Here is a 24,992-nt window from a genome sequence, read left to right as displayed (position 1 = left end):
GGGTCCTAAACTTTGTCGAATCATAGGATGATTCGATGAGTGGGGGATTGAGTTAGGCATGGCAGCGATCGCCGCCCGCCGAAGTCGTACCGGATCGATCGCCTGGCTGGTGGCCGTGGGGATCGTGCTCGCCGCGCTGAACCTGCGTACCGCGGTCAGCAGCGTGGGCCCGGTGCTCGACCAGATCAGAGACTCTCTCGGCATGTCGGCGGTGACCGCGGGGGTGCTCACCACGCTGCCGGTCCTGTGTTTCGCCGCCTTCGGCGCGGTGACCCCGGCCCTGTCCCGAAGGGCCGGGGAGCACCGGCTGCTGGTGGCCGCGCTGGTGCTCACCGGCGTGGGCCTGCTGATCCGGTCGATGGTCGACGACGTCGCGGTGTTCCTGCTGGCCAGCGCCGTCGCGCTCGCGGGGGGCGCGATCGGCAACGTGCTGATCCCGACGCTGATCAAGCGGCACTTCCCGGCCCGGCCGGGGCCGCTGACCACGTTGTACTCGGTCGGGCTCGCGTTCGGCACGATGATCTCGGCCGCCGCGACCGTGCCGATCCAGAAGGCCGCCGACGGGAACTGGCACGTCGCCCTCGGGGTGTGGGCGGCGCTGGCGGCCGTGGCGGTCATCCCGTGGCTCGCGCTGCTGCGCACCGAGCCCGAGCGCGGGACGGCCGCCGGGATCAGGCCGGGGGACCTGCTTCGCAACCGGCTCGCCTGGGCCATGGCCGGCTACTTCGGGTCGCAGAGCCTGATCGCGTACGTCATCTTCGGCTGGTTCCCGCAGTTCCTGCTGGACCACGGGTTCACCGGCGAGCAGACCGGAACGGTCATGGCGATCTTCGCTGCGGTCGGCATCCCGGTCTCGCTCGTGGTGCCCGCCCTGGCGACCCGGATGCGCGACCAGCGGCCGCTGATCCTCGGGTTCGTCGCGATCTACGTGATCGGCTTCGCCGGGCTGCTGACCGGCCAGGCCATCGTGGTGTGGACGCTGGTGCTGTCGCTGGCCATGGGATCGTTCCCGCTGGCCCTGGCGCTGCTGGGGCTGCGCACCCGGACCGCCGAGGCCACCGCCGCGTTGTCGGCGTTCGGGCAGAGCGCCGGCTATCTCTTCGCCGGGGCCGGGCCGCTCGTGGTCGGCGTGCTCTACCAGCTCTCCGGCGGCTGGACGCTGCCCTTCGCCCTGCTCTTCGTGGTGGTCGCCGCCCAGGCGGTCACCGGATGGTACGTGGGCGGCGATCGGGTCCTGGACGCCGTGCCCGATAATGACAGTCATGGACCTTCGCGCATCGACCCAGGTCACCTATCCCAAGGGCGGGCTGACCGGGTCGTCGGAAGTGGTCGCGCGGGTGCCGCTGGGGGGCGGCCACGGAGTGATCGTGGCCCGGACCCCCTTCCACCCACTCGACCACGCCTGGCCCGACCAGCCGGCCGACACCGGTCTGCTCGCCGGGGCCCGGGTGGTCGACTGCCAGACCGGTGCGACTGACGGCCAGACCCTCTACATCGGCGACGAGATCCCCGTGAAGCGGGGCGCCGAGGGGTGGCACTGGCTGGTCGTCCACATCATGGAGGAGCCCATCGAGGGCCAGGTCGAGTTGTGGGTCGACCCCGACCGCCGGCACGGCCTGTCGGCCGGCCACACCGCCTGCCATCTGACGGCGCTGGCGCTCAACGAGGCGCTGGCGCCGCTCTGGCGCAAGGAGGCCCGCGCCGACAGCCTCGGCCACCCCGACTTCGACCAGCTCGCGATCACGTCGTCGCGGATCCTCAACCACGGCAGCCGCGACGTCTACCGGCTGGGCAAGTCGCTGCGGCGCAAGGGCTTCGACCCCGCCGGGCTGGACCTCCCCGCGCTGACCGAGCAGGTGGGCGAGCGCCTCAAGGAGTGGATCGCGGCCGACGCGCCCGTCTGGGTCGACTGCCCCGACGAAGACCTCACCGCCCGCCGGACGTGGCGCTGCCTCCTGCCGGGGGCGGAGGCGTCGATCCCCTGCGGGGGCACCCATCTGACCAGCACGGGGGAGCTCAACGCGGTCGCGGTGGAGTTCGCCCTCGACGGCGACGAACTGGCGATGACGACCCGGGTCGCCCGCTCTTAGCGGGTTTTCGGGCGGGAAATAAGGGTGGCCGCCCGAGGCGACCTGACCTCGCCTCGGGCGACCACGCATTAAGCCTAGGCCATGGGAGGTGGATCGGGCCAATCTGCCCCCATCCTTTACGTCATCTGGCGCGTTTTGCCAATCGACTCGACCGTCCGGCGGGCCGCTTCGAGGCCGCTGTTGACCGCCACCTCGCCCAGCAGACCGGGGGCCGCGACGCTGTCTCCGGCGAGCCGGACGCCCTCTCTCCGGTGGATGGCCGGACGGTCCCGCCAGGTGAATCCCGGCAGGTCAAGGGCGCCGGTGCGGCTTGTCGCGAGGGCGTCCCTGCGCCAGGTGACGCGGTCGCGCCAGCGGGGGAGACCGGGTCGGCGAGCCGCTCCAGACGGGCGAGGCCCGCCGCCCTGCCCTCACCCGGACGCAGGGGCGGCTGGAGCTGAACGAGGCTCTCGTTCTCGGGCGCGAGAGTGGGGTGGGGGAGGAGTACCGTTCCAAAAACCGCCCTCGTCGAGATCGGAGATCAGGAAGACGTCGGCGGGGTCCCGCCTGAGGCCCAGGTCGAGCCGGTGGCCCCAGCTCTCGAAGCTCTCGTGTACGGGAGCCTCCCGGCCCCGTCGTGCACCCGTGGACGGGCACGACCTCACAGATGTGACATCTTCTCCGGGTTGGCGATGACGTAGACCGTCTGGACCATCCCGTCGGCGACGAGCAGCGAGAAGACCGCCGCCGTCCGCCCGTCGGCGTGGACGACGACCGCCGGGCCCCCGTTCACGTCGGCGATCTCGAGGCTGAGCTCGGCGGGCACGCCATCGAGGAAACGGCTGACGCCGCGCTCGGAGGCGATGGCGATCAGGAACCTGGCCACGTTCGCGGCCCCGGCGAGGATGTTCCGCGGCGCCTTGGCCTTGCCGCCGCCGTCGCCGACCAGCGTGACGTCTCTGGCCAGCAGGGCGGTCAGCCCGTCGAGGTCGCCCCCGGCGGCGGCGCTGACGAACCTCTCGGTGATCTCGCGGCGCTCGCCCCGGTCGACGTCGTAGCGGGGCCGCCGCTCCCTGACGTGCTCGCGGGCACGTTTGGCGAGCTGCCGGACCGCCGCCTCGTCGCGGCCCAGGACGGCGCCGATCTCGGCGTGGCTGTAGCCGAAGGCCTCCCTGAGGACGAAGACCGCCCTCTCCAGCGGCGAGAGCGTCTCCAGGACGACCAGGAGCGCCAGCTCGACCGTGTCGGCCAGCTCCGCCTCCTCGGCGACGTCGGGGGTGCTGACGAGCTCGGGCAGCCACGGGCCGACGTAGGCCTCGCGGCGGGTCTTGACGTGCCGCAGCCGGTCGACGGCCAGGTTCGTGGTGACCCGGACGAGATAGGCGCGCTCGTCGTCGGCGTGACCCTCGGGGACCTGCGACCAGCGCAGCCAGGCCTCCTGGACGACGTCTTCGGCGTCGGTGACGCTGCCCAGGATGCGATAGGCGACCCCGAGCAGGACCTTCCGGTGCTCAGTGAAAGTCATGACCCCGTAGACGTATCAGCCGGGCCGGATGTGACACGAATCGTGCGGTATCCCGGAAGCCAGTCGTCGCGGTAGGCCGTCCTGATCGGGCCGGGCAGGGAGTTCAGGACGCGGTCGGCGAGGTCGTCGGCGGCGGAGTCGAGCAGCCAGGGCAGGTACCGGGCGGTGTCGTCGCCCACCCGCCGGCGGTGGAGCGCGCCGAAGCGGGCCCACTCCTCCTCGGGGAGGGTGGCGGCGATCAGCGGCAGGGTCTCGTGCTCCTCGTGCCGCAGGTGGGCGGTGAGCCGGTCGCGCAGGACGGCCACGTTCTCGGCCAGGTCGCCGGGGCCGCTCGACTCGACGGCGGCCAGGGCGGGGTCGATGACCGAGTGTTCGGCCTCCATGGCGTCGAGGAGGGCCAGGTCGGTCTCGGGGACCACCTTGCGCAGGGCGGGCCACAGGGTGTCGTCCTCGGACGTGTGGTGGACGTGCAGGTAGGTGGTGAACAGTTCCCAGGTCACGGTGGCCTTGAGCAGGCCGTCGGGGGTCTCGGTGAGGCGGGCGACGCGGTCGAGCTCGCGTCTGAGGGCGTCGTGGAGGGCGTACATCATCGTCATGTCGATGCTCATGTCGCGGACTTTATTATCAACATGCTTAACCGTCAACGATTTAAGTGTCTTATGCTGTCGAGGTGCGGGAGTACATCGGTTATCTGCTGCGGAGCCTGTACGCCCGCCTCGCGTCCGACGGCTCGGGCCCTCGCGACCACGTGATCCTCGACACGCTCGCCGACCAGGCCGCCGGGTCGCAGCAGGAGCTGGCCGAACGCCTCGGCATCAACCGGACGATCATGGTGAAGCTGATCGACCGGCTGTCGGACGAGGGCCTCGTCGTCCGGACGGTGAACCCCGCCAACCGGCGCTCCCACGTGATCTCGGTCACCCCCAAGGGCCGCGAGACGCTCGAAGGGCTGCGCGCCACCATGGCCGCTCGCGACGGCGAGCTCACTGCCGCCCTCACCCCCGCCGAACGCGAGCGCTTCACCGAACTGCTCGGCCGGCTCGCCGGCTCGGCCGGCAGCACCGAACACCTGATCTCCCGGGCCCACTTCGAACTGCGGCGCCGGGGCGACGCCCTGCTCGCCCACACCGGGATGAAGATGCGCTTCGTCGGCCCCCTCATGACCATCGGGCGGCTCGGCCCCTGCCCGCAGCAGCGCCTGGCCGAGGCGATGGGCTACACCGAGGCCGCCGCCGCCCAGGTCGTCGACGAACTCGCCGAAGCCGGCCTCGTGGCCCGCGGGCAGGACCCCCTCGACCGGCGGCGATACGCCCTCGAACTCACCCCGCTCGGCATGGAGCGGCTCGAAACGGCCCAGGCGTCGGCGGATACGCTGCAAGGAGAGGTGATCGCCGCCCTCGGGGGCCCCGCCGAGGGCGAGGAGTTCAGGGAACTGCTCCGGAGGCTGGTGTGACCGACCGCAAGCCCGTCGGGATGAATTTCGAGACCTGGATCGACCGCCAGATCCGCGAGGCGACCGAGCGCGGCGAGTTCGACGACCTGCCCGGCACGGGCAAACCGCTGCCCCGCCGCCGCGACGACGAGATGGGCTGGATCAAACGCAAGCTCGATGAGGAAGGCCTGGAGTTCCCGCTGCCCGGCGGCCTGGGCCTGCGCCGCGAGGCCGAGAAGGTCAGGGAGGCCGCCGCGGCGGCCCGGTCCGAAGACCAGGCCCGCACCCTGGTCGCCGAGATGAACGACCGCATCAGAGACGCGGTACGCCACCCCATGGCCGGACCGCCCGTCGTCGTCCCCCTCATCGACGAGGAGGAAGTCATCGCCGCCTGGCGGGCCGCCCACCCGCCCGCGCCGCCTTCCGCGCCGCCGCCCCCGCCACGTTCCCGGTGGCGCCGCCTACTCGGCCGCTGACCGCTGCACGCGGGGGTCGATGACCAGCGTGGTCGACCGCTCCGCCGCCACCTGCAGCGTCCGGAGCTGCAGCAGCGCCGGGTGCTCTTCGAGCAGCCGGGCCGTGTTCGCCAGCGAACGCAGCGCCGCCGCCTCCGCACGGGCCTCCTCCAGCACCGCCTTGCCGCGCTCCCGCGCCACGACCGCGTCCATCGCCGCCCGCCGCAGCTCACCCGGCAGCATCAGGTCCCGCATCCGGAAGTCGGTGACCTCGATGCCGAGGGGGGCGACCTCGGCGCGTACCGCGTCGAGATCGAGCGTCGCCCGATCGGCGATCAGCGACTCCAGCTCCACCTGGCCTATCTTCGCCCGCAGGCCTTCCTGCAGCGCCGCGTAGAGCACCGGAACCGGCTTCGCCACCCCGTTCGTGAACGCCACCGGGTCGCTCACCAGCCACGACGCCGTGGCCGAAACCCGGACCGAGACGCCGTCCCGCGTCAGGACCTCCTGGCCGGGGACCTGCAGGAGCTGCGGCCTGACGTCGACCGTGACGTGGGTCGTCCGGCGGGGGTTGTAGCGGTGACGGCCCGGCCCCAGGAGCCGCTCGAACCGCCCGTCGTGGAAGGCCAGCACGCGCTGCCACTCCATCACCGTGATCTTCGCCATCTGTCCGCTCCCCCCTTTTCGAGACGCCTCATCGTGAGGACGGCCTCCGGCGGGGCGTCACGGAGCCACGGGCGGGGGCGTCCCCGTCCAGGACGGGAGCCCGCAGAGCCCAGGCGACCGCATCGAACACGACCCGCCGGAGGTCGTCGCAGGGAATCGAACCCAAGGTCTTGACGACCTGCCAGAGAAGGAGGTGCGACGCGATGCGGGGAACGCGACCCGGCGATACCCGGGGCGCCCCTGACCTGCCGGCACCACGATCAACGGTAGGGGGTGGGATGTCGGGTATGCGAAGGGATTTCGGGGGACGCGCTCGCGTTCACCCCTCGTTCCGGAATCCGCTATGCTGGCACAGCACTCAGGCGCCAACGAGTGCGGCGGGGCTATAGCGCAGCTGGTAGCGCACTTCCATGGCATGGAAGGGGTCTGGGGTTCGAATCCCCATAGCTCCACTCGCTCGGGACGGCCCGTGGTTGTTGCCCCTTCGGGGCAGCTGCCACGGGCCTCTCTCGTTTGTGCATACGGGGGGACGACCCCCCGAACCCCCCGATACGAGAGGGCTTCGCCCCCTCGCGCTCCCCTTGGCCGCTCTGCGGCCCTGCGTCGCTTCGCTCCGGGTCGCTCTCGCTCCTTGCGAAGGGCTCCGCCCCTCGCGCTCCCTGGACAGGCCTCGCTTCGCTCTGTGCTGGTCTCACACCAAGTCGGTCAAGAAGCCGATGCCTTCTGGCTGCGTCCCTCAGGACTGAAAGCTCTCCTTGCTGGCGACTTTCATATGATCCGGCCACCCTCGAAATGGGACAGGGCAGGGTCGTCGGCTCGGGATGGCGAGTGTCGATATTCGCGCTAGCTGACTCGCTTCACCGGGGCCGAGAACGTGTTGCATGCTGCGGCGGAGCGAGTGCTGAACGCCCGTTTCGCCCAGTATTCGGCGTTGTCCTGCTTGCCCTTGTTCAAGCCCAGCGCATGATGCATGTTGGCCAGCACCCACAGAACGTAGTCTGGGTCGCGGCCTTCGGCGGTGTAGCCGAGAGAGTCCCAGACGCTGCCGAGGAAGGCGGCCGCGAAACATGTGGTCTGCATTTCCATTCGGAGACCCACGGCCTGCTTGTCGCGCTTTGGTGCCTTTTCAAAAGCTTTCTGGGTGGCGGGAAGTATGCCGGTGAGTTCCTGGATGTGGTAGGCGTAGGCGCGCGCAACGCTCAGTAGGAGGGTCGGCCGGTTGAGCTCGTTTCTCCGTGACCTCACCGGGGACCAGATATGGATCGTCTTGGTCTTTCGGCAATACACACCAGTCGTCGCGTACGTTTTTCCGGAAACCCCACATGCCTTGACGCGGTCGCCGTCCTTGACGATGAGCTTGGCGCGCTTGAAGGGGATCTTCGCCTTGGCGAGCAGTGGCCGCCAGGCCCGTTCGAGGCAGGTCATCGCGTTCTCGGCCAGACGTTGCGTGGTGCCGAAATCGCCCATGTAGGCGTCTTCGGTGCAGGTGACCACGGGCAGTGCACCGGCTTTGTAGATCGGATTCTTGGTGAGTGCCTCTGGACCGGACGGCACCGATGCCACTAGCGAGACGGCTATCGCGGCATTAAGGATCAAGGTCATATCGGCGGATCTTAGCGATCAAACGTCCCGATCACGAGATTGCGGGGAGGTTGTTTTCACGGATGTGGAGGGATGGATGATCGGCCCACTGGTGTGCGGAATTCTCTCCGTCGGCACGTCGAATACTCGGCGCAAACCATCTACCTGGTCTTTTGGCTCCACAGGTTATGGGACGGCTGATGGTTGTCGACCCTTCTGAACCACGTGCTGCAAGCCACTTCCCGTTTGCGGGGGCGACCTCACCACCCCCCGGGCGCCAGAGGGCTGCGACCACGCTGCCCCTGCACACTTCGCGGCCCTGCGTCGCATTCGCCCAGGGGTCCTGCCGCTCCTCTACGAGGGGCTCCGTCCCGCTTCGCTCGTTCTCGACTTTCCCGGAGGATCCGCCCCTTGCGCTCCCGGGACTGGCCTCGCTTCGCTCGGGTCGAGCTCGCTGCGCTCAGGGGCGCTTGGGCTTGGCGATGACTCGGGACCGGTCAGGGGAAGGGGGCTGAGCTGGTCGAGGGCGCCGCAAACGTTGCGAAACTCGGGGTTGTTGCCCGGCGGATCGGCAATTGCGGTGATCTTTTCGGCGGCTATTTGGACTGACGTGCGCGGGCGTCGCTCAAAGCGCCTCGTCGCATGACGCGACGCTGCCGACCGATGCCGATCAGCAGGGGTGGCGACTGGCGGAGATGACGTACCCGCCGAGATGATGAGACCGTGCCGAACCTCGACTTTTACGCTGCTGAAGACGATTGGGCCGCGGTCATCGAGGTCGTTTTCGACATTGGCTTGTTTCGCGTTTTCGAAAGAGCCTCGGAGCCTGGCCGGGAGTTGCGGGAGTTTCACGACCCTCTGGACGTTCCTGACAGTCGACCAGCGCGGCACCTGGCCCTGTTCGTCGTGGGATCAGGGCCGGATCCCGTGGCCAGGCGGGTCGACCGGCATCCTGGTGATACGACCTTCCACTACGTGTACGAAGGCCGGGGCATTGTGCAACTCGACTACGGCGGGCTGTACGGACCGCACGAGTTGCGATCGACCCATACCAATCACAATACGGAGAAGCGGGCCTTCGCCTGGGCCGCTGCTTTGCCGTCGCTCGGTGATCCGGCCGCCTCAACCGGATCATTCGGCGGATGGCGGTGAGCAAGATCGGCTCCAGGCCGGTTCTGCCCCATGCTGCACGGCTCATCGCAGACGCCGGTTTGCATTACGAGTACGGCCTTGGGGTCCATGCCTCTCCGCTGCGCGAGGTGATCCCCGGTTGATCAAGCACCCCTTGCGTCGCGAGCCCAAGGTGATCATGCACGGCTTCTCAGGAGTCCGCTTGGTCCCCGGCCTCTTCCGCTCTCAGTTCCCGAAGGTTCTTGGCGATCACGGTCACATCGCCAAGTCTGCCGGCGGTGACGGCGAGGACCAATTCCTCGGCGGGATCGGTACCGATGAGGGTCTTGCCGTTCAATTCCAGGAAGACGACGGCGCAGGTCCAACCGCGCTTCGTGAGCAGGTCGATGCGGCGCCCGGCCGTGCGACATTCCCTCATCTGAGGTAGATCGCGCGGCCCGCAGGAGGAGCGCGGCACCCCCACGTGAGGGCCGCGCATCTCCGCACAAGTAGCTCTGACCTGTGACATCTGTCCGTGCGAGCTGCACACCCTACGGCGGTCCGGGCGCTGACTTCGTAGGGCTCAGCGCTGTTCGAACAACCTCAAGAATTCCAGTAGCTCGTCGTTGCCGAAGGAGTTCCTGCCTTTCCTGGACGTCGTCTCCCGATAGGTGGCTTCGGCGAACTGGTACGCCTGGTCGAGCGGCACGCCCTGAGCGCGTTGCAGAGCCACCAGCGCCGTGATGAAGGCGGAGCTCTCTCCGCCGTAATGACGTTCATTGGCCATTGCAGGATGGTATTGCCCCTGCCGAACCTCGATTACGAGGCCCTTGGTAGCGCAGCCGCTACCCGTTACGGGACCGCCGCTGTTCTCGCGCATGTTCTTTCCGTGCTTGGCTTTCGCGATCGGGGACGTCCGTTCCTCCTGCGGTTGCCACGTAGGCGATCTGGTGCCCGAACGCCGGCAGCTCGGATTGAGCGGATGGGCAGCCGTGAAGAGCGGTGATTTGCCTGGGCGGTAGCCTTCCGGCATGTCGAGTGTCCTGGAGTTCACTTGCTCAATGTGCGGAGCGACGCATGGTGGCCCTCCGCTGGCTTACGCGGCGGAGGCGCCTGCCCACTGGAGGCCGGAGATGGAAGCCGATCCGGATAGTGAGCTGGCGTCTGATGCATGCGTGATCCATGGGCAGGCGTTCTTCCTCCGGGGCGTGATCGAGATCCCGGTCATCGGCGTGGACGACGTCTTCGCATGGGGAGTGTGGGTGTCGCTCAGCCCGGAGAACTTCGCGCGGATCGGCGAACTCTGGGAGACCCCGGGCAGGGAGAGCGAACCGCCGTATTTCGGGTGGCTCTCCACCGAACTGCCGATCTATTCGCGGTCGACGATCAACCTCAAGACCAACCTGCACACGCGTCCCCTCGGGCAGCGACCGTTCATCGAACTGGAGCCGACTGATCACCCTTTGGCGATGGAGCAGCGTGCGGGAATCAGCCTCGCTCGGGTGCGGCAGATCGCCGAGGTCCTGCTTCACTCCGACGGATCCGCCGGATGACGACGTCCTCTGCGGGACCGGGGAGAGCTGAAGGGGAAAGCCTGCTCGCGATTCCCGGACGGACAGTGATGTTCGAGTAAGTGGGCGCTCGCTCCACTGCTGGAATGGATGGCTCGTGGTTGTCACCCCTTGGGGACGGCTGTCACGGGCCATTTCGCATACGAGAGGGCTTCGCCCCCTCGTGCTCCCTGGACTGGCCTCGCTTCGCTCGAATCATGGATTCAAACCGGGCCAGAAACCGGATGATCCGCCCTTCGGGCTCCCGGGATCGGCTTTCATGTTTTCCCGCAGGTGGCCGGGGCGCTTTTGGCGGCTGGCATGTTTGGGTCACCTGCCTTTCGAGGCCGACCCGTGAGGTCACGGGGGAGCCAAACGGGAGCCACTTCGCGCAGACCTGGACTTCTCGCCGGCGGTCCCTGCGCGCGAACGGCGTACCCCCGATGGGATACGCCGTTCCGAAGAAATCGAGCGCGGGGGCGCCGCGGTTTTCGTCAGGGCTTGTGCTGGTCGATTCCGTAACCGTTGCACTGTCGCCCGCCGTTGATGCAGTGTTTCACCAGCTCGGCCTGCCGGTTACCCGCCCACGCCTCCATGAAGTCGTAGTGGAAGGAGTAGCTCGCGCCGGAGGAGTAGGCGAGGCCGTCGGTCTTCCCCCCGGGAAGCTTGTAGGGGACCTTGATCTCCAGCATCGGCAGCGGGACCGGGAACGCCGCCGGGCAGAGACCCTTCACCGGGTAGGCCATGTGGCTCTTGTGGTCGGACGAGTCCAGGTCGCGGCCGTTCCAGCAGCTCGGGGCCTTCAGGCGGACGATCAGCGAACTGCCCGACGGGCAGGACTTCGGGAAGGTGGTGAAGGTGCCGCCGCCGCAGGTCCACGTGCCCTGGAAGTCCGCGGCGGAGGCCGTGCGCATGTCGCCCACGATCAGCCGGAAACCGGCGGGGAAGGGCTGGACCGTGCGGTAGTCCTTGACGCCTGACTTGTAGTACGTCGTCACGATCGTCGGGTCCACCACCTTGCCGTTCTGGTACAGCGTGGGGATCCAGTAGGCGGACTTGTCCATGGTGTCCTGGCAGCTCGACCCGCCTGCCAGCAGGGAGGCCCTGGTCGACTTGGCGTTCGTGGTCGGATTCCCGGCGAAGGTGTGGTTGTGGGCCGCGCCCGGTAGGCCCGGATAGACGATCGGGTCGTCGGACAGGTGGTGGGTGACCTTGCAGTTCGCGTGGATCTCGCGGTACTGGGCGAACGGCGGCGGCCCGGAGAACGTCGGGACCGGGAGCGGCTTCGCCGTGGGGAACGGCGAAGCCACCGCCGCCGGGGCCGACCGGTGCGAGGCGTGCGCGCTCGCGGTGGCGGCCGAGGCCGGGATCAGGAACGGGCGTGCGGCCAGCAACAGGCCCGCGGCGAGCAGAGTCGTCCCCGCTGCCCGGCTCCATCGGCGCCGCCGGGTGTGGTCTGACATCGATTTCCCTTCACGCTGGAACACTTGGGCGCTGCCGGCGGATGCGAATCGCGCGGCGGCGGGTCGAACGTTAGCCACCCGGCCGCCTGCGGATTTAGGCAGAAAGTCCCGTACGGGCTGAGCGTCATGGCCCAATTCCCGGGTCAGGCGCTCCCGGTCCAGACCAGGACGGCCTCGGTCCTGCTGCTCACGTTGAGCTTGCCGAAGACGCTGTTGAGGTGGTTCTTCACGGTCTTCTCCGTCAGGCCCAGACGGATGGCGATGGACGCGTTGCTCAGCCCTTGGGCCAGGAGATTGAGCACCTCGCGCTCGCGCCTGGTGATCCCGAATCTCGTCTGCACGGTGTGCCGTCGCTCGGCCCGTTCGCGTTGCTCCTGGTCACGCTCGGCCTGCCCCCGTACGAGCGAGGTCGCGACCGACGCGGCCACCGGTGAGAGCCAGCCCCGGCCCTCGGCGACGGCCAGCACGGCGCGCAGCAGCTCCGGCGGATCGAACTGGCCGTGCACGAGATAGCCGCGCACGCCGCCGCGCAGCATCGAGGCGATCACGTCTTCGGTGTAGTCGCTGGTCAGCGCCAGCACCTTCGTGTACAGGCCCATCTCGCTCACGACCGAGAGCCCGTCGGCGATGGGCATGCGATGGTCCAGCAAGGTCACCGTGGGGCGCAGACGGCGTGCGGCCGCGAGCCCCTCGTGCCCGTTGCTCGCCTCGCCGACCATCCGGATCCGGTCGTCGGCGACCAGGAACGCGGACATGGCGGCGCGGACGATCGGGTTGTCGTCGACGATCAGTACGTCGATCACGTCCATCACTCCAGTGGATCGAGCGGCACGCGGACCGTGACCACGGTGCCCGCCCCGGGGTAGGACTTCACCCGCAGGTGGCCGCCGACGGCCCGGGCCCGTTCCGCCATGCCGACAAGGCCGAAATGTCCCTGCGACTGTAACCGTCCGAGCTCCTCGGGAACGACGAAGCCGATGCCGTCGTCGGCGACGATCAGCTCCAGGAGGTCACCGGACTGGATCAGGCGGATGGTGACGTGGGAGGCGAAGGCATGCCGCTGCACGTTGGTCAGCGCCTCCTGGAGAACGCGGACGATCTCGTACCGGACGGCGACCCCCGGCTCGGCGCACGCCACCGTCACCCGCGTGGCGACGCCCGCGTCGTGCTGCCAGGCTCGCGAGACCCCGTGGACGGTGTCCTCGAAGGATCGGTCCGGTACGTCCCCGCGCAGCCCCTCCAGCAGTTGCCTGGCCTCCCTCGCGGCCACCTCGGCGCCCCGGGAGACCGTCTCGGCCAGCTGTTCGGCCAGGGCGGGGTGACGGCGCAGGGACGACGGGAGCGCCAGGGCGGCGAACGACACCCCGCGCAGGGTCTTGCTGACGGAGTCGTGCAGCTCGCGGGCGAGACGGGCCCGTTCGTCGGCCGCCGCGGACCGCTGCGCGGAGGCAGTCACCTCCACCGTCAGATCGACGTAGCGCACCAGCGCGGAGGCGGCCACCGCCCCGCCCATGCCCGCGAGCACGCTGAGCATCGGAAACGCCATGACGAACGCGGCGACGTCCGGCGAGTACGGCGCCGCCCGCAGAGCCCAGGCCGCGGCGGCGAACCCGAAGGCGGCCTGGACGGCCCAGATTCCCAGGGCGCGCATGCCGAGCAGCGCCCCGGCCAGCGCCGCGGACCCGGCCGCGAAGCAGAAGTACGCCATGCCGCCCTTGCTCAGCAGCAGGATGCCCGTGGCCGCCAGCCAGTCCACTCCGATGACGGGCAGCGCGCGACGGACCACGGCCGGATGCCGGGTGAGCACCGTCACCTCGGCGACCGTGGCGAGCACGGTCACGGCGATCACCGACACCACCCGCCAGAGGTCGGCCACCAGCAGCAGCCCGGCCCCCGCGGAGGTGAGCACGACCGCGGCCCTTCCCAGCATCACCGCACGGCAGATGGCGGCCGGCGCGACCAGCGGATCCACGCCGCATCTCACCTCCCCAATGCGATGTCGTCGAGGTAGAACTCGTACGCCTGCGGGAGCTGCTCGCTGGCGATGGCGAGGTCGATCCGGCGCAGGCGGCCGGGCGACAGGGTGCCCACGTGCACCACGAAGGAAGTCCAGCGCTCCGGGGGCGCGTGGAGCGTCACGGTCGTGGCGCCCGCCCGTCCCGCCGAGGGTGAGGCGGACAACCGGAGGATGGTGCCGTACTGCCGGCCGCCGTAGACGCGCAGGCGCAGCCGCGTGTTCGCGCCGATCAGCACGGGCGAGCCCGCCAGCAGTGTCACGGTGGCGGGCTGATCGCGGGTCTTCACCCGTCGCTGGATCCTGACGGCCGCCTCTTCACCGTCGGGCACCGGACGGCCGGGGTCGACGTTCGTCCCGCTTCCGGACGCCTGCCATCCGGTCCCGAGCGCCGACGCGTAGATCGAGCAGGCCGGGACGGGCGTGACCTCCACGACCCCCGCACCCCGCGAGGCGGTGCAGGAGGGCACGCGCGGGCGTCCGGGCGTGGCGGTCGGACGCGTCGGGCTCGGACGCGGGGTGGCCGCGCTCCTGCCGCCGTTGGGTGTCGGTGCAGGGGGGGCGGTGGTCGGGACCCGGCTGGACGCCGGGCTTACCCGCGCGCCGGACGCCTCGGCCTGGTCGTCCTGCCGGGGAATCAACAGGGGTGGGACGGCGACGGCGACACAGATCACCACGGTGACGAGCAAGGCGTACCGTGTCCGCTGGCCGAGACGGCGCGGAGGGCCGCTGATCGGCCGCCGACCGGCGCTCATCGCCGACCTCCTGCCCCGACATCACCAGGAGTCACATCCACGTCCTTGCTGCGCAAATCAGAGTAAGACATCTTCGGCCACAACCTGGTCATCGTGTGCCGACATCCGTCCCGATTGGGCAGGTGAGCGCGCCCGTCCCGGAAACTGGGCCCACCCGCTCCCGGCTTCTGGGACTTTCGGCCCAGGCCGGCATCGCTCTGCCACTCAGGCGGTGGCGAGCTGGACGCCCTCGCATCGACCGCCAGTCGCGCGGGACAAGCCCGATCATTGGGGTCACGTCGGCTTGTGTTCGAGCGCGCTCGAAGACATAGCGTCCCCGCCATGACGACACAGACCTGGATCATCACCGGCGTGTCCCGTGGGTTCGGACGCGCGCTGGCGGAGTCGGCGCTCGCGGCGGGTGACCATGTGGTGGCCGCGGTGCGCAGGCCCGAGGGTGTGGCCGATCTGGCGGCCGAGTACCCGGGCAACTGCCTGATCGCGAAGTTCGACGCCCGGGACATCGCCGCTGCCGGGGGCCTCGTGCGCGACACCCTCGACCGTTTCGGTCGGCTCGACGTGCTGGTCAACAACGCGGGGCGCGCCGTGGTCGGAGCGGTCGAGGAGGTCAGCGACGCGCAGTTGCGCGCGTTGATGGATCTGCACCTGTTCGGGCCCGCCGCGCTCGTGCGGGCGGCGCTGCCCGCGATGCGTGAGCGGGGCAGCGGGACGATCGTGCAGATGAGCAGCCAGGGTGGACGGACGTCGTTTCCCGGCGTGTCGGCGTACTCCGCGTCGAAGTTCGCCCTTGAAGGCTGGTCCGAGGCTCTGGCCGGGGAGGTCGCGCCGTTCGGGATCCGGGTGATGGTCGTCGAGCCCAGCCGGTTCAGGACTGGCTTCAACGGGGGCGACGTGCTTGAGTTCGCCGAGCCGTCCGCGACCTATCGTGACCTGCTCGCGGACGTCCGTGCGGACATGGCCGGGGCCGACGGCCGCCAGGAAGGCGACCCGGCGCGGGCGGCCGAGATCATCGTGTCTCTCGTGCACAGTGACGAGGTGCCGCTGCGGCTGCCGCTCGGGCGCGAGGCGGTCGAGCGTGTCTCGTGTGCCTACCGGCGCGGCCTGGACGAGGTCGAGCGGTGGGCCGAGACCGCTCGCAGCGCCGATTTCGAGGGTGTCTCCGCATCGGTACGGCCATCTAGGCTCGTGGTCATGGCGACCGACGATCTGATGACCAGGGCGCTCGAAGCGCTTGGAGACGACGGTCCGCTGTCGGTCGAGGCGATTCACCGGCTCGCCGACCTGGGTGATCTACCCGAGGCGATGACGATCGCCGAGGTCGCCGACCTCCTCGACATCTCGCCCCACACGCTGCGCTATTACGAGCGGGCCGGGCTGGTCGAGGTGGCCCGTGACGGTGGTGGTCACCGCGTCTACGACGCCGCGGCGGTTCGGCGCCTGGTGTTCCTCACCCGGATGCGCCTGTCCGGTATGCCGATGCGGGACCTGCGGCACTACATATCGCTCGTCGACGCCGGAGGGCACACGGTGCCGGAGCGGCTCGACGTGCTGGTCGAACATCGCGACACCATCCGCCGCCGGATCCGTGAGCTGACCCTTTCCCTCACGGCGGTCGAATACAAGATCGCCACGTACGGGGGCTCGGCCGGGCCGGACGTTCAGGCCCTCGGCGCCACCACCGCTACCGACCGCACGGCACTACCGGACGAGCCGCTTCGAGGGCCACTTCCGGCAGGCTGAGGCCATAGGCCCGGAACGTGGTTCGAGTAGGCGGCCATTGGGTGCGAACGCCCGGAACAGCCCGTGGTCGTTGCCCTTCAGGGGCGCCGGCCACGGGCCGTTCTCGCTTGTGCACATGGGGGACGACCCCCGAAACAGGGCTTCGCCCTTTCGCGCTACCCCTGGCCGCTTACGCGTCCCGGTGTCGCTTCGTTCGGACCGGCGTCGTGGGGGCTGGTCAGGTGTTCTTCCAGCCGGAACTCTTTCCCCCACGCCAGACGGCCTCGATCGCCACGATCGTCGTGCCGGCGGGCGCGTTCCCGACGCCGCACCCGTCCGCACTGCCGTTCCCGTCGGCGACGTCCTTGATCTGGCCGTTGGAGAGTCTCATGCGGCCGTAGACACCCACGTTGTCGGCCAGCATGTCGCAGGCGTAGAACACCGTGTGGATGGAGTTGACCGAGGCCGATCCGGCCTTGATGTTCCGGTTGTCGTAGACGGTGGCGACCGTCACGTGGGCGGACGCGGGCGCGGCGAGCGCCAGCACGCCGATGGCGCTGACGGCGGCCAGGGCTGAGGTTACCGCTCTCAACGGGATCTCCTTGTGAATTGTTCGCCGTGATTTCTGACGGGGTCAGATTTCGGCTCCGGACTTTCCGGTTTCGGAATTGCTGCGGATCTCGGCCGAGCCTGCCGTTGAGATCTATATTTTTCCTACATTCGTCATATAGGCGTGCGTGTTCCCTCTTCGCGACCCTCTACGGCATGCCTGTGACCTGCTGATGCTCCATGGATCACCGCATGGGTGCGGTTGCCGACGCCCTCCGTAGCGTCATCCGGCCACCCGCGGTGGAGACATTCGCCCGTCTAATCAAGGAGAAGGGGAGCGCTGTATTCGCGTTCCCAACTTCTGGCATTGGGGCGCCGACCTAACGAGGTGCCGGCGCGGGTCGCGGCGTCCCAGCGGCAGTGCTCTGCGGCGGGCCCGCCGGCGGCTGACCGGAGACGACGCCGGTGTGCTGCTGTCGTGAGACCCGGTCCCGCAGAGGTCGGAGCCACAAGGGCGTGACACCGGTGAACCACCTGACGGTGGAGTGGCGTTCGTGTGCCCCCTCCTCCCGTCGAGCTGATCGGCGCGCCGGACTCCCTTGGAGTGACGCTCCTCACCGGCCGCGAACTGGACAGGAGGCCAGTGGCCTCATAAGTTGAAGGGAGTTAAGAGTCCACTGGCCTCTTATTTGGGAAGGCGGTTCAACCATGGACGTCGGTGTCGCACGGGTGCGGCTGGGCGGGTCCGGGATCTCGGTTCGGGCCGTCGGGCTGGGACTGATGGGGATGTCGCAGTTCTACGGAGCAGCAGATCCGGAAGAGTCGGTGGCCACGATCCGGGAGGCCGTCGAACTCGGGGTGGAGTTGCTCGACACATCCGACTTCTACGGGGCGGGCAGTGCCGCGCCGGGGCGTCCGGTGGCCGGTTTCGGACACAACGAGGAACTACTCGGCCGGGCGTTGCGTGGACGGCGTGACCGGGTGGTCGTGGCGACGAAGTTCTCGGCGCGGCCGGGTGCCGACGGTCACAGCTTCTTCGACGGGCGGCCGGAGTATGTCAAGGCCGCCTGCGAGGCGAGTCTCCGGCGGCTCGGCACCGATCACATTGATCTGTACTACTACCACCGGCTCGATCCGCAGGTGCCCGTCGAGGACACCGTGGGGGCGATGGCCGGGCTCGTCGCCGAGGGCAAGGTCAGGGCGATCGGGCTCAGCGAAGTCACCCCGGACCTCCTCCGGCGCGCCCATGCGGTCCATCCCGTCGCGGCGCTGCAGAGCGAGTACTCGCTCTGGGAACGTGGCGTCGAGACCGAGGTGCTACCCGAATGCCGGCGGCTCGGCGTCACGTTCGTGCCCTACAGCCCCCTGGGGCGGGGCATGCTGACCGGCGCATTCGGGCGCGACGCCACGTTCGGCGCCGACGACTTCCGGTCCACACTGCCCAAGTTCCAGGGCGGCAACTTCGAGCACAACCGGCGGCTGGTCGAGGCGCTGCGGGAGTTCGCCGTGGGCACGAACGGCACGGCCGGGCAGGTCGCGCTCGCCTGGCTACTGGCTCAGCCGCATGACGTCGTCCCGATTCCCGGCGCCAAGCGCATGGCGTACGTGCGCGAGAACTTCGCGGCCACGTCGGTCCGGCTGAGCGCCGACGACGTCGCTTACCTGGGCGCGATCTTCGACCCGGCGCGGGTGGAAGGCGGCCGGTACGGGGCCCGGTACACCCTCGGGGAAACGAGGAATCCCTGACCTGCGCCGACCAGTTCGCGGATCGCCCAGCACATCCCCGCCGAAGTGGCGAAGGCCGTCGCCTTCCTTCTGTCCGAGGAGGCGTCGTACGTCACCGGCGCCCCGCGGACCGGGCCGCGCGCTCGCCGAGGCCGTCCTGGACGCCGGCCACGCAGGGACGCCGTCGAGGTCGCCCGGAACGCGGCCGAGGCACTCGCCGCCTCCGACGCCCGGTGGCGGCATGTCAGTGCGTCGGTGTGACGCCGGATGCCGGTCTACCCTGGGGTGCGACTTTCGGGCGGCCCTGGCGGGTGCCGGGACGGCCGGAAGCGGTGCCGGGTGCGGGCCGTGAGCGAGGTTCGCGGGGAGGCGACGATGACTGACCGGGCGGCGGGTTTCCAGCGGGCACGCAGTGCCGAGCAGCGCGAACTCCGCAGGGAGGCCATCCTCGACGCGGCGGCGCGACTCTTGATCGAGATGCCGGTCAGCGACGTCAGCCTGCGGGAGCTCAGTCGCCGGGTCGGCCTGTCCAAGACCAACGTCGTGCGCTACTTCGAGACCCGGGAGGCCGTCTTCTTCGAGCTCCTCAACCGCTCCCTCGGGAAGTGGATCGAGGAGCTCCCCGGCGACCTGGCGTCCGCCGACCCGTCCTCAGCCGAGGCGGTGACCGACGCCCTGGCCCGCTCTCTCGCCCGCCGCACCCTGCTGTGCAACCTCCTCAGCGCGCTTGGCTCAGAACTCGAACGCAACATCTCCGTCGAGTCGGCCCGCGACTTCAAACTCGCGCACATCCGCCTGCTCGACTCGCTGGCCGCGCTGCTGCACCGGCACCTTCCCGCCCTCGCCCCCGCCGCGGCCCGCGAACTCGTCTCCGTCACCGTCGTCTGCACCGCCGGTCTTTGGCCCTTCGCCCACCCCTCGGCCACCGTCGCCATCGCCCAGCAGGACCCCGCCTTGGCCAACACCCAGGTCGACTTCCCCAGCCGCCTCGGCCGCCTCCTTCACCTGGCCGCCACCGGCCTCCTTGTCCTTCCTGGCACGAAGGCCTAGCTCACCAGCTCTTGCCGGCCTGCTCCCGCACCGTGCGGTTGATCCGGTTGAAGAAGTTGGTCAGCGCGATCTCCAGAGTGAGGGCGGACAACTGCGTGTCGTCGAAGTGGGCGGCGGCGGCGTCCCAGATCTCGTCGGTCACGCCCGGCGCGCCGTCCTGGATCCGGGTGGCGGCCTCCGTCAGCGCGAGCGCCGCCCGTTCCGCCTCGGTGAAGAACGGCGTCTCGCGCCAGGCGGCGACGTTGTGCAGCCGCTCGTCGGTCTCCCCGTGCTTCTTGGCCGACGCGACCCCGGCGAAGACGCACGGGCTGCACCCGTTGATCTGGCTCGCGCGCAGATGCACCAGTCCGAGCAGGCGCGGCTCGACGCCACCGGCGTGGATGGCCTTGTAGAGGTGCTGGACGGCTGTCGTCACGTCGGCGTTCGGCCGGCTCTTCATGCGTGCTTCCATCGGTGCCGCTCCTATTTCGGTTACCTTTGCCCGTTCGGGCACGTCATGACCTATGACGGAGCGGATCCGAGGAAGGTAACAACATGTGCGAAACGAGCCCGGCGGACTCGGTGGGCGCGGCGTTCGAGGCCCAGCGCGAGCGGCTGCACGCGGTCGCCTACCGCCTGCTCGGCTCGCACGCCGACGCTGAGGACGTGGTCCAGGAGGCCTGGTTGCGGCTCTTCCGGCAGGACGCGGAGACCATCGACAACCTCGCCGGCTGGCTGACCACGGTGGTCGGCCGGATCAGTCTCGACGTCCTGCGAGCACGGCAGGCCCGCCCTGAGGCGTCCTGGGACCATCTCGTCGTGACGGTCGACGACGGTCCCGCGCCGGACGACGACATGGTGCTCGCCGACTCGGTCGGGTACGCGCTCCTGATCGTCCTGGAGTCGCTCCGGCCGAGCGAGCGGCTGGCGTTCGTGCTGCACGACCTGTTCGCGGTGCCCTTCGAAGAGATCGGCCGGATCCTCGGCAAATCCACCGACGCCACCAAGATGCTGGCCAGCCGTGCGCGCCGGAAGGTGCAGGCCACCGAGCGCCCGGCGGCCGCCGGGCGGGAGCAGCGCGAGGTGATCCAGACGTTCCTGGCGGCGGCCCGCCACGGCGACTTCGAGGGACTGCTGCGTGTGCTCGACCCGGAGGTGAGGCTGACCGTCGACAGCGCCGACGGCGTGGTGGTCGTCCTCGGGTCCACCAAGGTGGCCACCGGCGCGTCGTCGCGCGTCGCCGGCGGCGCGGCCGTGCGAGCACGGGCGGTGCTCGTCAACGGGCTGCCCGGATTCATTTCCTGGCGTGCGGACGGAACCCCGCTCTCCCTCATGGCGTTCACCGTCGCCGAGGGGCGCATCATCGCCATCAGGAGCGTCACCGACCCGGCCAGGCTGGCGTCGACGGACCTGCCGGATCCCGACTGAGGGAGCGAGGCCAGTGCGGGCTCGCGCAGCCGAGGCCGGGCACCCGTGTCCGCCGGTTCACCCGGATGGGCGTCGGTGTTGACAGGGCCGCAGGTCTTTGGCAGCCTGTTGGCGGTTCGTCCCCGAATCGCCTTTTCGGCGATGGTGCCCCTCCGGGACCCGGACCTCTGTGTGATCAGTGACCAGGAGACCAGACATGGTGGTTGACGACGACATCTCCGGCTGAGACCGGAACTGATCGGCCGCAGGCACGCGCGCGTTGACGCCGCCGCCGTGGCCGCTTCGTCGTTCCCCTGTTTCCTGCTGGGCGGCCCCTGCGCGCCCGCGTTCACGCATGAGGTTTTCGCATGTCCGACGCGTTCGTCGTCTGTTCCAACCTGTCCTTCTCCTGGCCCGACGACACCCCGGTGTTCCAGGATCTCTCCTTCACCGTCCCGGCCGGCCGGACCGGTCTCGTGGCGCCCAACGGCGCCGGGAAGAGCACGCTGCTCCGGCTCGTCGCCGGGGAGCTGACGCCGGCGGCCGGGTCGGTCACGGTCGGGGGAGTGCTGGGGTATCTGCCTCAGACGTTGCCGCTCGCCGCGGAGCTGACCGTCGCCGAGGTGCTCGGCATCGCTCCGGTGATCAAGGCGCTGGACGCCATCGAGTCCGGAGACGCCAGTGAGGAGCATTTCGCCACGATCGGCAACGACTGGGACATCGAGGAGCGCACCCGTGCCCAGCTCGACCGGCTGGGGCTCGGTGACGTCTCGTTCGACCGGCCGCTGCGCACCTTCAGCGGCGGTCAGGTCATCTCGCTCGGGCTGGCGGCGCAGTTGCTCAAGCGGCCCGACGTGCTGCTGCTCGACGAGCCGACCAACAACCTCGACCTCGACGCCCGGCGCCAGCTCTACGCGGTGCTCGACGGCTGGAGCGGGTGTCTGCTGCTGGTCAGCCACGACCGGGCGCTGCTCGACCGGATGGACCGGATCGCCGAGCTCCACCAGGGCGAGGTCCAGTTTCACGGCGGGAACTTCACCGAGTACGAGGAGGCGGTGCGGGCCGCCCGGGAGGTGGCCGAGAAGAACGTGCGCAACGCCGAGCAGGAGGTGAAGCGGGAGAAGCGGGAGTTGCAGCAGGCCCGCGAGCGGGCCGAGCGCCGGGCGAGCAACGCCTCCCGCAACCTCAAGAACGCCGGGCTGCCGAAGATCTTCGCCGGGACGATGAAGCGGAACGCCCAGGAGTCGGCGGGGAAGGCCAACGAGACGCACACCGCCCGGGTCAGCCAGGCCAAGGCGCGGCTGGACGAGGCGGGGCGCGCCCTGCGCGACGAGCAGAAGATCACGCTGGAGCTTCCCGGGACCAACGTGCCGGCCGGGCGCACGATGTTCGTCGGGACGAACATGCAGGTCCACTACGGCGGGCGGGCCCTGTTCGCCGGGGAGGGCGCCGACCTGACGATCCGGGGGCCCGAGCGGATCGCGCTGACCGGGCCGAACGGGGTCGGCAAGTCGACCCTCCTGCGGGTGATCGGCGGAGAGTTGGAGGGCGGCCAGACCCGGCGGGCCGACGGTCGGGTCGCCTACCTCTCCCAGCGGCTCGACCTGCTGGACCTCGACCGGACCGTGGCCGAGAACCTGGCGGCGTTCGCGCCGGGGATGCCGCAGGCGCAGCGCATGAACCTGCTCGCGCGCTTCCTGTTCCGGGGGTCCCGCATCCACCTCCCCGTCGGGGCGCTCTCGGGTGGCGAGCGGCTGCGGGCCACCCTCGCCTGCGTCCTGTACGCAGAACCCGCGCCCCAGCTCCTTCTGCTGGACGAACCGACCAACAACCTCGACCTGGTCAGCGTCGCCCAGCTGGAGAGCGCGCTGGCCGCCTACGAAGGGGCGTTCGTGGTGGTCAGCCACGACGAGCGGTTCCTCGCCGAGATCGGGGTGGACCGCTGGTTGCGGCTCTCCGAGGGCCAGCTGCTGGAGACGGGCGCCGCTCCGGGCCGCGAGACGACCTCGCCGTAGGGGACGGGCGGGCCGCGCCCTTTCCGAGGCGCGGCCCGGACCCGCCCATGCCCGCACGTCCGATCTCCCTGGCGGTTTCGCATGTCCCCTTCGGCTCTGCTCGCCCATGATCTCGTCCGCACGTTCGGCGCCCGGCGGGTTCTCGACGGCGTCTCGCTCACCGCCGCCCCCGGTCACCGGATCGGCCTGATCGGTGAGAACGGCGCGGGGAAGTCCACCCTGCTGCGGCTGCTGGCCGGGGTGGACGAACCCGACTCCGGCAACGTCGTAAGGCCCGCCGACCTGGGCTTCCTGCACCAGGAGATGCCGTTCGACGCCGCGGCGACGATCGCCGACGTGCTCGACGACGCCCTGCGCGAGGCCCGCGACGTCCTCGCCGAACTCGACCGGCTCGCCGCGGCGCTCGCCGACGTCCCGCCCGACTCTCCCGGCTACGGCGACCTGCTCGGCCGGTACGGCGAACGGCTCGACCACGCCCAGGACCACGAGGCCTGGGACGCCGACCGGCGGGCCGAGATCGTGCTGGCCGGGCTCGGTCTCGCAGGCGTGCGGCACGATCGGGCGCTCGGGTCGTTGTCGGGCGGGCAGCGGGGACGGCTCGCGCTGGCCGCGCTGCTGGTGCGGCGGCCCTCGGCGCTGCTGCTCGACGAGCCCACCAACCATCTCGACGACGCCGCGACGGCGTTCCTGGAGGAGCAACTCCGCGGCCTGCCCGGCGTCGTCGTGGCGGCCAGCCACGACCGGGCGTTCCTCGACGCCGTCTGCACCGACGTGCTCGACCTCGATCCGGCGATGGGCGGGCCCGTGCGGTACGGCGGGAACTACAGCGCCTACCAGGCCGAGAAGCGCGCGGAACGGCAGCGGTGGGAGCGGCGCTTCGCCGAGGAGCAGCAGGAACTCGCCGAACTGCGCCGGTCGGCCGCCGTCACGGCGCACCAGGTCGCGCCCGGCCGCGTGAAGCGCGACAACGAGAAGATGGGCTACGGCCACACCAGCGGCCGGGTGCAGAACCAGATCTCCCGACGCGTGCGCGACGCCACCCGGCGGCTGGAGGAACGGGAACGCGCCCAGGTCCCGGAGCCGCCCCAACCGCTGCGCTTCCACGCCACCGCGCTCACCGCCGACTCCACAAAGCCCGCCGGGTCCGAAAGCGCCGGCCCCGGCGAGTCGATTCGGTCCGGCGACTCCCGTGGGCCCTCTGAGTCCTTCAGGTCCCGCGAGTCCATGGGGTCCGCTGGCTCCCGCGAGTCCGATGGGTCCTTTGAGTTCCGCGAGTCCTCTAAATCCCGCGAGTCCGCTGGGTTCGTGGACGGGATGTTGTTGTCGCTGCGCGACGTCCACGTGCCGGGTCGGCTCACGCTGGAGTGTCTCGACGTGCCGGTCACCGCGCGGCTGCTGGTCACGGGACCGAACGGAGCGGGGAAGTCGACCCTGCTCGCGGTGCTGGCCGGGCGGCTCGACGTCCAGGGCCAGGTGCGGCGGCGGAGCGGGGTGCGGGTCGGGCTGCTGGCTCAGGACACCGTGTTCGACCGGCCGGACCGTACCGTGCGGGAGACCTACGAACGGGCGCTCGGTCCCGGGCGTGCCGCGGCGGTGCCGCTGGACTCGCTCGGCCTGCTCGGACCCCGGGACCTCGGACGGCGGGTGGGGGAGTTGTCGGTCGGTCAGCGCCGGCGGCTGGCCCTGGCGCTGCTCGTGGCGGACCCGCCCGAGCTGCTGCTGCTCGACGAGCCCACCAACCACCTGTCTCCCCGGCTCTGCGACGAGCTGGAGGAGGCCATGGGCGCGGGCCCCGGGGCGATCGTGGTCGCGAGCCACGACCGGTGGTTGCGCTCCCGCTGGCCGGGCGGCGAGATCCGGTTGTGCGCGTCACCCTGAAGGAAGGCCGACGGTGACGGCGGTGTCCTTCCCGACACCGCCGATACTGG

The 24,992-nt window shown here is 69.9% G+C and carries 24 protein-coding genes and 1 tRNA gene; 13 read left to right on the top strand and 12 right to left on the bottom strand.

The annotated features are described in order from the left end of the window. Positions 1–58: 58 nt before the first annotated feature. Positions 59–1,477: a CynX/NimT family MFS transporter gene (locus tag QSK34_RS13610; protein ID WP_285583825.1), complete on the top strand. Its 1,419-nt coding sequence runs from the start codon at positions 59–61 to the stop codon at positions 1,475–1,477. Next, on the top strand, positions 1,368–2,090 hold the full coding sequence (locus QSK34_RS13605) for an alanyl-tRNA editing protein (RefSeq protein WP_161478730.1): 723 nt from the start codon (positions 1,368–1,370) through the stop codon (positions 2,088–2,090). The genes QSK34_RS13610 and QSK34_RS13605 overlap by 110 nt, the downstream gene beginning before the upstream one ends. Positions 2,091–2,730: 640 nt before the next feature. Here the strand turns inward: QSK34_RS13605 and sigJ are convergent. Both sigJ and QSK34_RS13590 read right to left on the bottom strand, forming a co-directional pair. Then, positions 2,731–3,594, bottom strand: coding sequence for an RNA polymerase sigma factor SigJ (gene sigJ, locus QSK34_RS13595; protein WP_285583821.1), 864 nt, complete (start codon positions 3,592–3,594; stop codon positions 2,731–2,733). Continuing rightward, positions 3,591–4,202: a hemerythrin domain-containing protein gene (locus tag QSK34_RS13590; protein WP_285583818.1), complete on the bottom strand. Its 612-nt coding sequence runs from the start codon at positions 4,200–4,202 to the stop codon at positions 3,591–3,593. The genes sigJ and QSK34_RS13590 overlap by 4 nt, the downstream gene beginning before the upstream one ends. A 62-nt stretch (positions 4,203–4,264) precedes the next feature. Here QSK34_RS13590 and QSK34_RS13585 point away from each other — a divergent pair, with 62 nt between their 5' ends. Both QSK34_RS13585 and QSK34_RS13580 read left to right on the top strand, forming a co-directional pair. Beyond that, positions 4,265–5,047, top strand: coding sequence for a MarR family winged helix-turn-helix transcriptional regulator (locus tag QSK34_RS13585; protein WP_285583816.1), 783 nt, complete (start codon positions 4,265–4,267; stop codon positions 5,045–5,047). After that, positions 5,044–5,502, top strand: a complete 459-nt coding sequence (locus tag QSK34_RS13580; protein WP_285583813.1) for a DnaJ family domain-containing protein — start codon at positions 5,044–5,046, stop codon at positions 5,500–5,502. Before QSK34_RS13585 ends, QSK34_RS13580 begins: the two co-directional genes overlap by 4 nt. On the opposite strand, the gene QSK34_RS13575 is transcribed toward QSK34_RS13580, so the two are convergent. Next, positions 5,488–6,147 carry a slipin family protein gene (locus tag QSK34_RS13575; RefSeq protein WP_285583811.1) on the bottom strand — a complete coding sequence of 220 codons (660 nt, stop codon included), beginning with the start codon at positions 6,145–6,147 and terminating at the stop codon, positions 5,488–5,490. The genes QSK34_RS13580 and QSK34_RS13575 overlap by 15 nt on opposite strands. A gap of 379 nt (positions 6,148–6,526) precedes the next feature. On the opposite strand from QSK34_RS13575, the gene QSK34_RS13570 reads away from it, so the two are divergent. After that, positions 6,527–6,599, top strand: a tRNA-Ala gene (locus QSK34_RS13570). A 391-nt stretch (positions 6,600–6,990) separates the two neighbouring features. Here QSK34_RS13570 and QSK34_RS13565 read toward each other — a convergent pair. Further along, positions 6,991–7,749 carry a neutral zinc metallopeptidase gene (locus QSK34_RS13565; protein WP_157519378.1) on the bottom strand — a complete coding sequence of 253 codons (759 nt, stop codon included), beginning with the start codon at positions 7,747–7,749 and terminating at the stop codon, positions 6,991–6,993. 702 nt (positions 7,750–8,451) lie between these two features. Here QSK34_RS13565 and QSK34_RS13560 point away from each other — a divergent pair. Continuing rightward, complete coding sequence (locus tag QSK34_RS13560) at positions 8,452–8,880, top strand: hypothetical protein (protein ID WP_285583806.1); 429 nt, start codon at positions 8,452–8,454, stop codon at positions 8,878–8,880. 169 nt (positions 8,881–9,049) lie between these two features. On the opposite strand, the gene QSK34_RS13555 is transcribed toward QSK34_RS13560, so the two are convergent. Together QSK34_RS13555 and QSK34_RS13550 are read right to left on the bottom strand one after the other, a co-directional pair. After that, on the bottom strand, positions 9,050–9,277 hold the full coding sequence (locus tag QSK34_RS13555; RefSeq protein ID WP_285583804.1) for a hypothetical protein: 228 nt from the start codon (positions 9,275–9,277) through the stop codon (positions 9,050–9,052). Positions 9,278–9,421: 144 nt separating this feature from the next. After that, positions 9,422–9,871, bottom strand: coding sequence for a hypothetical protein (locus tag QSK34_RS13550; protein ID WP_285583802.1), 450 nt, complete (start codon positions 9,869–9,871; stop codon positions 9,422–9,424). Here QSK34_RS13550 and QSK34_RS13545 point away from each other — a divergent pair. Continuing rightward, positions 9,870–10,391, top strand: a complete 522-nt coding sequence (locus tag QSK34_RS13545) for a DUF2199 domain-containing protein (protein WP_353051384.1) — start codon at positions 9,870–9,872, stop codon at positions 10,389–10,391. The genes QSK34_RS13550 and QSK34_RS13545 overlap by 2 nt on opposite strands. A gap of 491 nt (positions 10,392–10,882) precedes the next feature. Here QSK34_RS13545 and QSK34_RS13540 read toward each other — a convergent pair whose 3' ends face one another. The 4 genes from QSK34_RS13540 to QSK34_RS13525 form a co-directional block, all read right to left on the bottom strand. Next, positions 10,883–11,851 carry a DUF1996 domain-containing protein gene (locus QSK34_RS13540; protein ID WP_285583800.1) on the bottom strand — a complete coding sequence of 323 codons (969 nt, stop codon included), beginning with the start codon at positions 11,849–11,851 and terminating at the stop codon, positions 10,883–10,885. A gap of 143 nt (positions 11,852–11,994) precedes the next feature. Beyond that, positions 11,995–12,660, bottom strand: coding sequence for a LuxR C-terminal-related transcriptional regulator (locus QSK34_RS13535; protein WP_285583798.1), 666 nt, complete (start codon positions 12,658–12,660; stop codon positions 11,995–11,997). Further along, positions 12,660–13,823, bottom strand: a complete 1,164-nt coding sequence (locus QSK34_RS13530) for a sensor histidine kinase (protein ID WP_285583795.1) — start codon at positions 13,821–13,823, stop codon at positions 12,660–12,662. Before QSK34_RS13530 ends, QSK34_RS13535 begins: the two co-directional genes overlap by 1 nt. A gap of 8 nt (positions 13,824–13,831) precedes the next feature. Next, positions 13,832–14,620 carry a hypothetical protein gene (locus QSK34_RS13525; RefSeq protein ID WP_285583793.1) on the bottom strand — a complete coding sequence of 263 codons (789 nt, stop codon included), beginning with the start codon at positions 14,618–14,620 and terminating at the stop codon, positions 13,832–13,834. A 321-nt stretch (positions 14,621–14,941) separates the two neighbouring features. Between QSK34_RS13525 and QSK34_RS13520 the strand changes: the two genes are divergently transcribed. Then, positions 14,942–16,360, top strand: a complete 1,419-nt coding sequence (locus tag QSK34_RS13520; protein WP_285583790.1) for an SDR family NAD(P)-dependent oxidoreductase — start codon at positions 14,942–14,944, stop codon at positions 16,358–16,360. A 217-nt stretch (positions 16,361–16,577) separates the two neighbouring features. On the opposite strand, the gene QSK34_RS13515 is transcribed toward QSK34_RS13520, so the two are convergent. Continuing rightward, on the bottom strand, positions 16,578–16,931 hold the full coding sequence (locus QSK34_RS13515) for a hypothetical protein (RefSeq protein ID WP_161478746.1): 354 nt from the start codon (positions 16,929–16,931) through the stop codon (positions 16,578–16,580). Between the two features lie 665 nt (positions 16,932–17,596). Here QSK34_RS13515 and QSK34_RS13510 point away from each other — a divergent pair. Both QSK34_RS13510 and QSK34_RS13505 read left to right on the top strand, forming a co-directional pair. Then, a complete protein-coding gene (locus QSK34_RS13510) occupies positions 17,597–18,634 on the top strand; it encodes an aldo/keto reductase (protein ID WP_285583786.1) in 1,038 nt (345 codons plus the stop codon). 354 nt (positions 18,635–18,988) lie between these two features. Continuing rightward, positions 18,989–19,663 (top strand): TetR/AcrR family transcriptional regulator, encoded by a 675-nt coding sequence (locus QSK34_RS13505; protein WP_285583784.1) that lies wholly within the window; start codon positions 18,989–18,991, stop codon positions 19,661–19,663. Between the two features lies 1 nt (position 19,664). Here QSK34_RS13505 and QSK34_RS13500 read toward each other — a convergent pair whose 3' ends face one another. Continuing rightward, positions 19,665–20,114 carry a carboxymuconolactone decarboxylase family protein gene (locus QSK34_RS13500; RefSeq protein WP_285583782.1) on the bottom strand — a complete coding sequence of 150 codons (450 nt, stop codon included), beginning with the start codon at positions 20,112–20,114 and terminating at the stop codon, positions 19,665–19,667. Between the two features lie 83 nt (positions 20,115–20,197). Here QSK34_RS13500 and QSK34_RS13495 point away from each other — a divergent pair, with 83 nt between their 5' ends. From QSK34_RS13495 to QSK34_RS13485, 3 genes are all read left to right on the top strand, one after another. Beyond that, complete coding sequence (locus QSK34_RS13495) at positions 20,198–21,070, top strand: sigma-70 family RNA polymerase sigma factor (RefSeq protein WP_285583781.1); 873 nt, start codon at positions 20,198–20,200, stop codon at positions 21,068–21,070. A gap of 347 nt (positions 21,071–21,417) precedes the next feature. Next, positions 21,418–23,064, top strand: coding sequence for a ribosomal protection-like ABC-F family protein (abc-f, locus tag QSK34_RS13490; protein ID WP_285583778.1), 1,647 nt, complete (start codon positions 21,418–21,420; stop codon positions 23,062–23,064). Positions 23,065–23,145: 81 nt separating this feature from the next. Then, positions 23,146–24,942, top strand: coding sequence for an ABC-F family ATP-binding cassette domain-containing protein (locus tag QSK34_RS13485; RefSeq protein ID WP_285583776.1), 1,797 nt, complete (start codon positions 23,146–23,148; stop codon positions 24,940–24,942). Positions 24,943–24,992: the final 50 nt, after the last annotated feature.

This window comes from Herbidospora sp. NBRC 101105, from assembly GCF_030269205.1.
GTDB classification, from domain to species: Bacteria; Actinomycetota; Actinomycetes; order Streptosporangiales; family Streptosporangiaceae; genus Herbidospora; species Herbidospora solisilvae.
Note: the sequence above shows the minus strand (reverse complement) of the source record. Positions and strands in the feature narration are given on the sequence as shown.

Coding starts and splice junctions, on each gene's coding strand:
- QSK34_RS13610 (WP_285583825.1), top strand. CDS start 59: ATGGCAGCGATCGCCGCCCGCCGAAGTCGTACCGGATCGATCGCCTGG.
- sigJ (WP_285583821.1), bottom strand. CDS start 3,594: ATGACTTTCACTGAGCACCGGAAGGTCCTGCTCGGGGTCGCCTATCGC.
- QSK34_RS13590 (WP_285583818.1), bottom strand. CDS start 4,202: ATGAGCATCGACATGACGATGATGTACGCCCTCCACGACGCCCTCAGA.
- QSK34_RS13575 (WP_285583811.1), bottom strand. CDS start 6,147: ATGGCGAAGATCACGGTGATGGAGTGGCAGCGCGTGCTGGCCTTCCAC.
- QSK34_RS13565 (WP_157519378.1), bottom strand. CDS start 7,749: ATGACCTTGATCCTTAATGCCGCGATAGCCGTCTCGCTAGTGGCATCG.
- QSK34_RS13555 (WP_285583804.1), bottom strand. CDS start 9,277: ATGAGGGAATGTCGCACGGCCGGGCGCCGCATCGACCTGCTCACGAAG.
- QSK34_RS13545 (WP_353051384.1), top strand. CDS start 9,870: ATGTCGAGTGTCCTGGAGTTCACTTGCTCAATGTGCGGAGCGACGCAT.
- QSK34_RS13550 (WP_285583802.1), bottom strand. CDS start 9,871: ATGCCGGAAGGCTACCGCCCAGGCAAATCACCGCTCTTCACGGCTGCC.
- QSK34_RS13540 (WP_285583800.1), bottom strand. CDS start 11,851: ATGTCAGACCACACCCGGCGGCGCCGATGGAGCCGGGCAGCGGGGACG.
- QSK34_RS13535 (WP_285583798.1), bottom strand. CDS start 12,660: ATGGACGTGATCGACGTACTGATCGTCGACGACAACCCGATCGTCCGC.
- QSK34_RS13525 (WP_285583793.1), bottom strand. CDS start 14,620: ATGAGCGCCGGTCGGCGGCCGATCAGCGGCCCTCCGCGCCGTCTCGGC.
- QSK34_RS13520 (WP_285583790.1), top strand. CDS start 14,942: ATGACGACACAGACCTGGATCATCACCGGCGTGTCCCGTGGGTTCGGA.
- QSK34_RS13510 (WP_285583786.1), top strand. CDS start 17,597: ATGGACGTCGGTGTCGCACGGGTGCGGCTGGGCGGGTCCGGGATCTCG.
- QSK34_RS13505 (WP_285583784.1), top strand. CDS start 18,989: ATGACTGACCGGGCGGCGGGTTTCCAGCGGGCACGCAGTGCCGAGCAG.
- QSK34_RS13500 (WP_285583782.1), bottom strand. CDS start 20,114: ATGGAAGCACGCATGAAGAGCCGGCCGAACGCCGACGTGACGACAGCC.
- QSK34_RS13495 (WP_285583781.1), top strand. CDS start 20,198: ATGTGCGAAACGAGCCCGGCGGACTCGGTGGGCGCGGCGTTCGAGGCC.
- abc-f (WP_285583778.1), top strand. CDS start 21,418: ATGTCCGACGCGTTCGTCGTCTGTTCCAACCTGTCCTTCTCCTGGCCC.
- QSK34_RS13485 (WP_285583776.1), top strand. CDS start 23,146: ATGTCCCCTTCGGCTCTGCTCGCCCATGATCTCGTCCGCACGTTCGGC.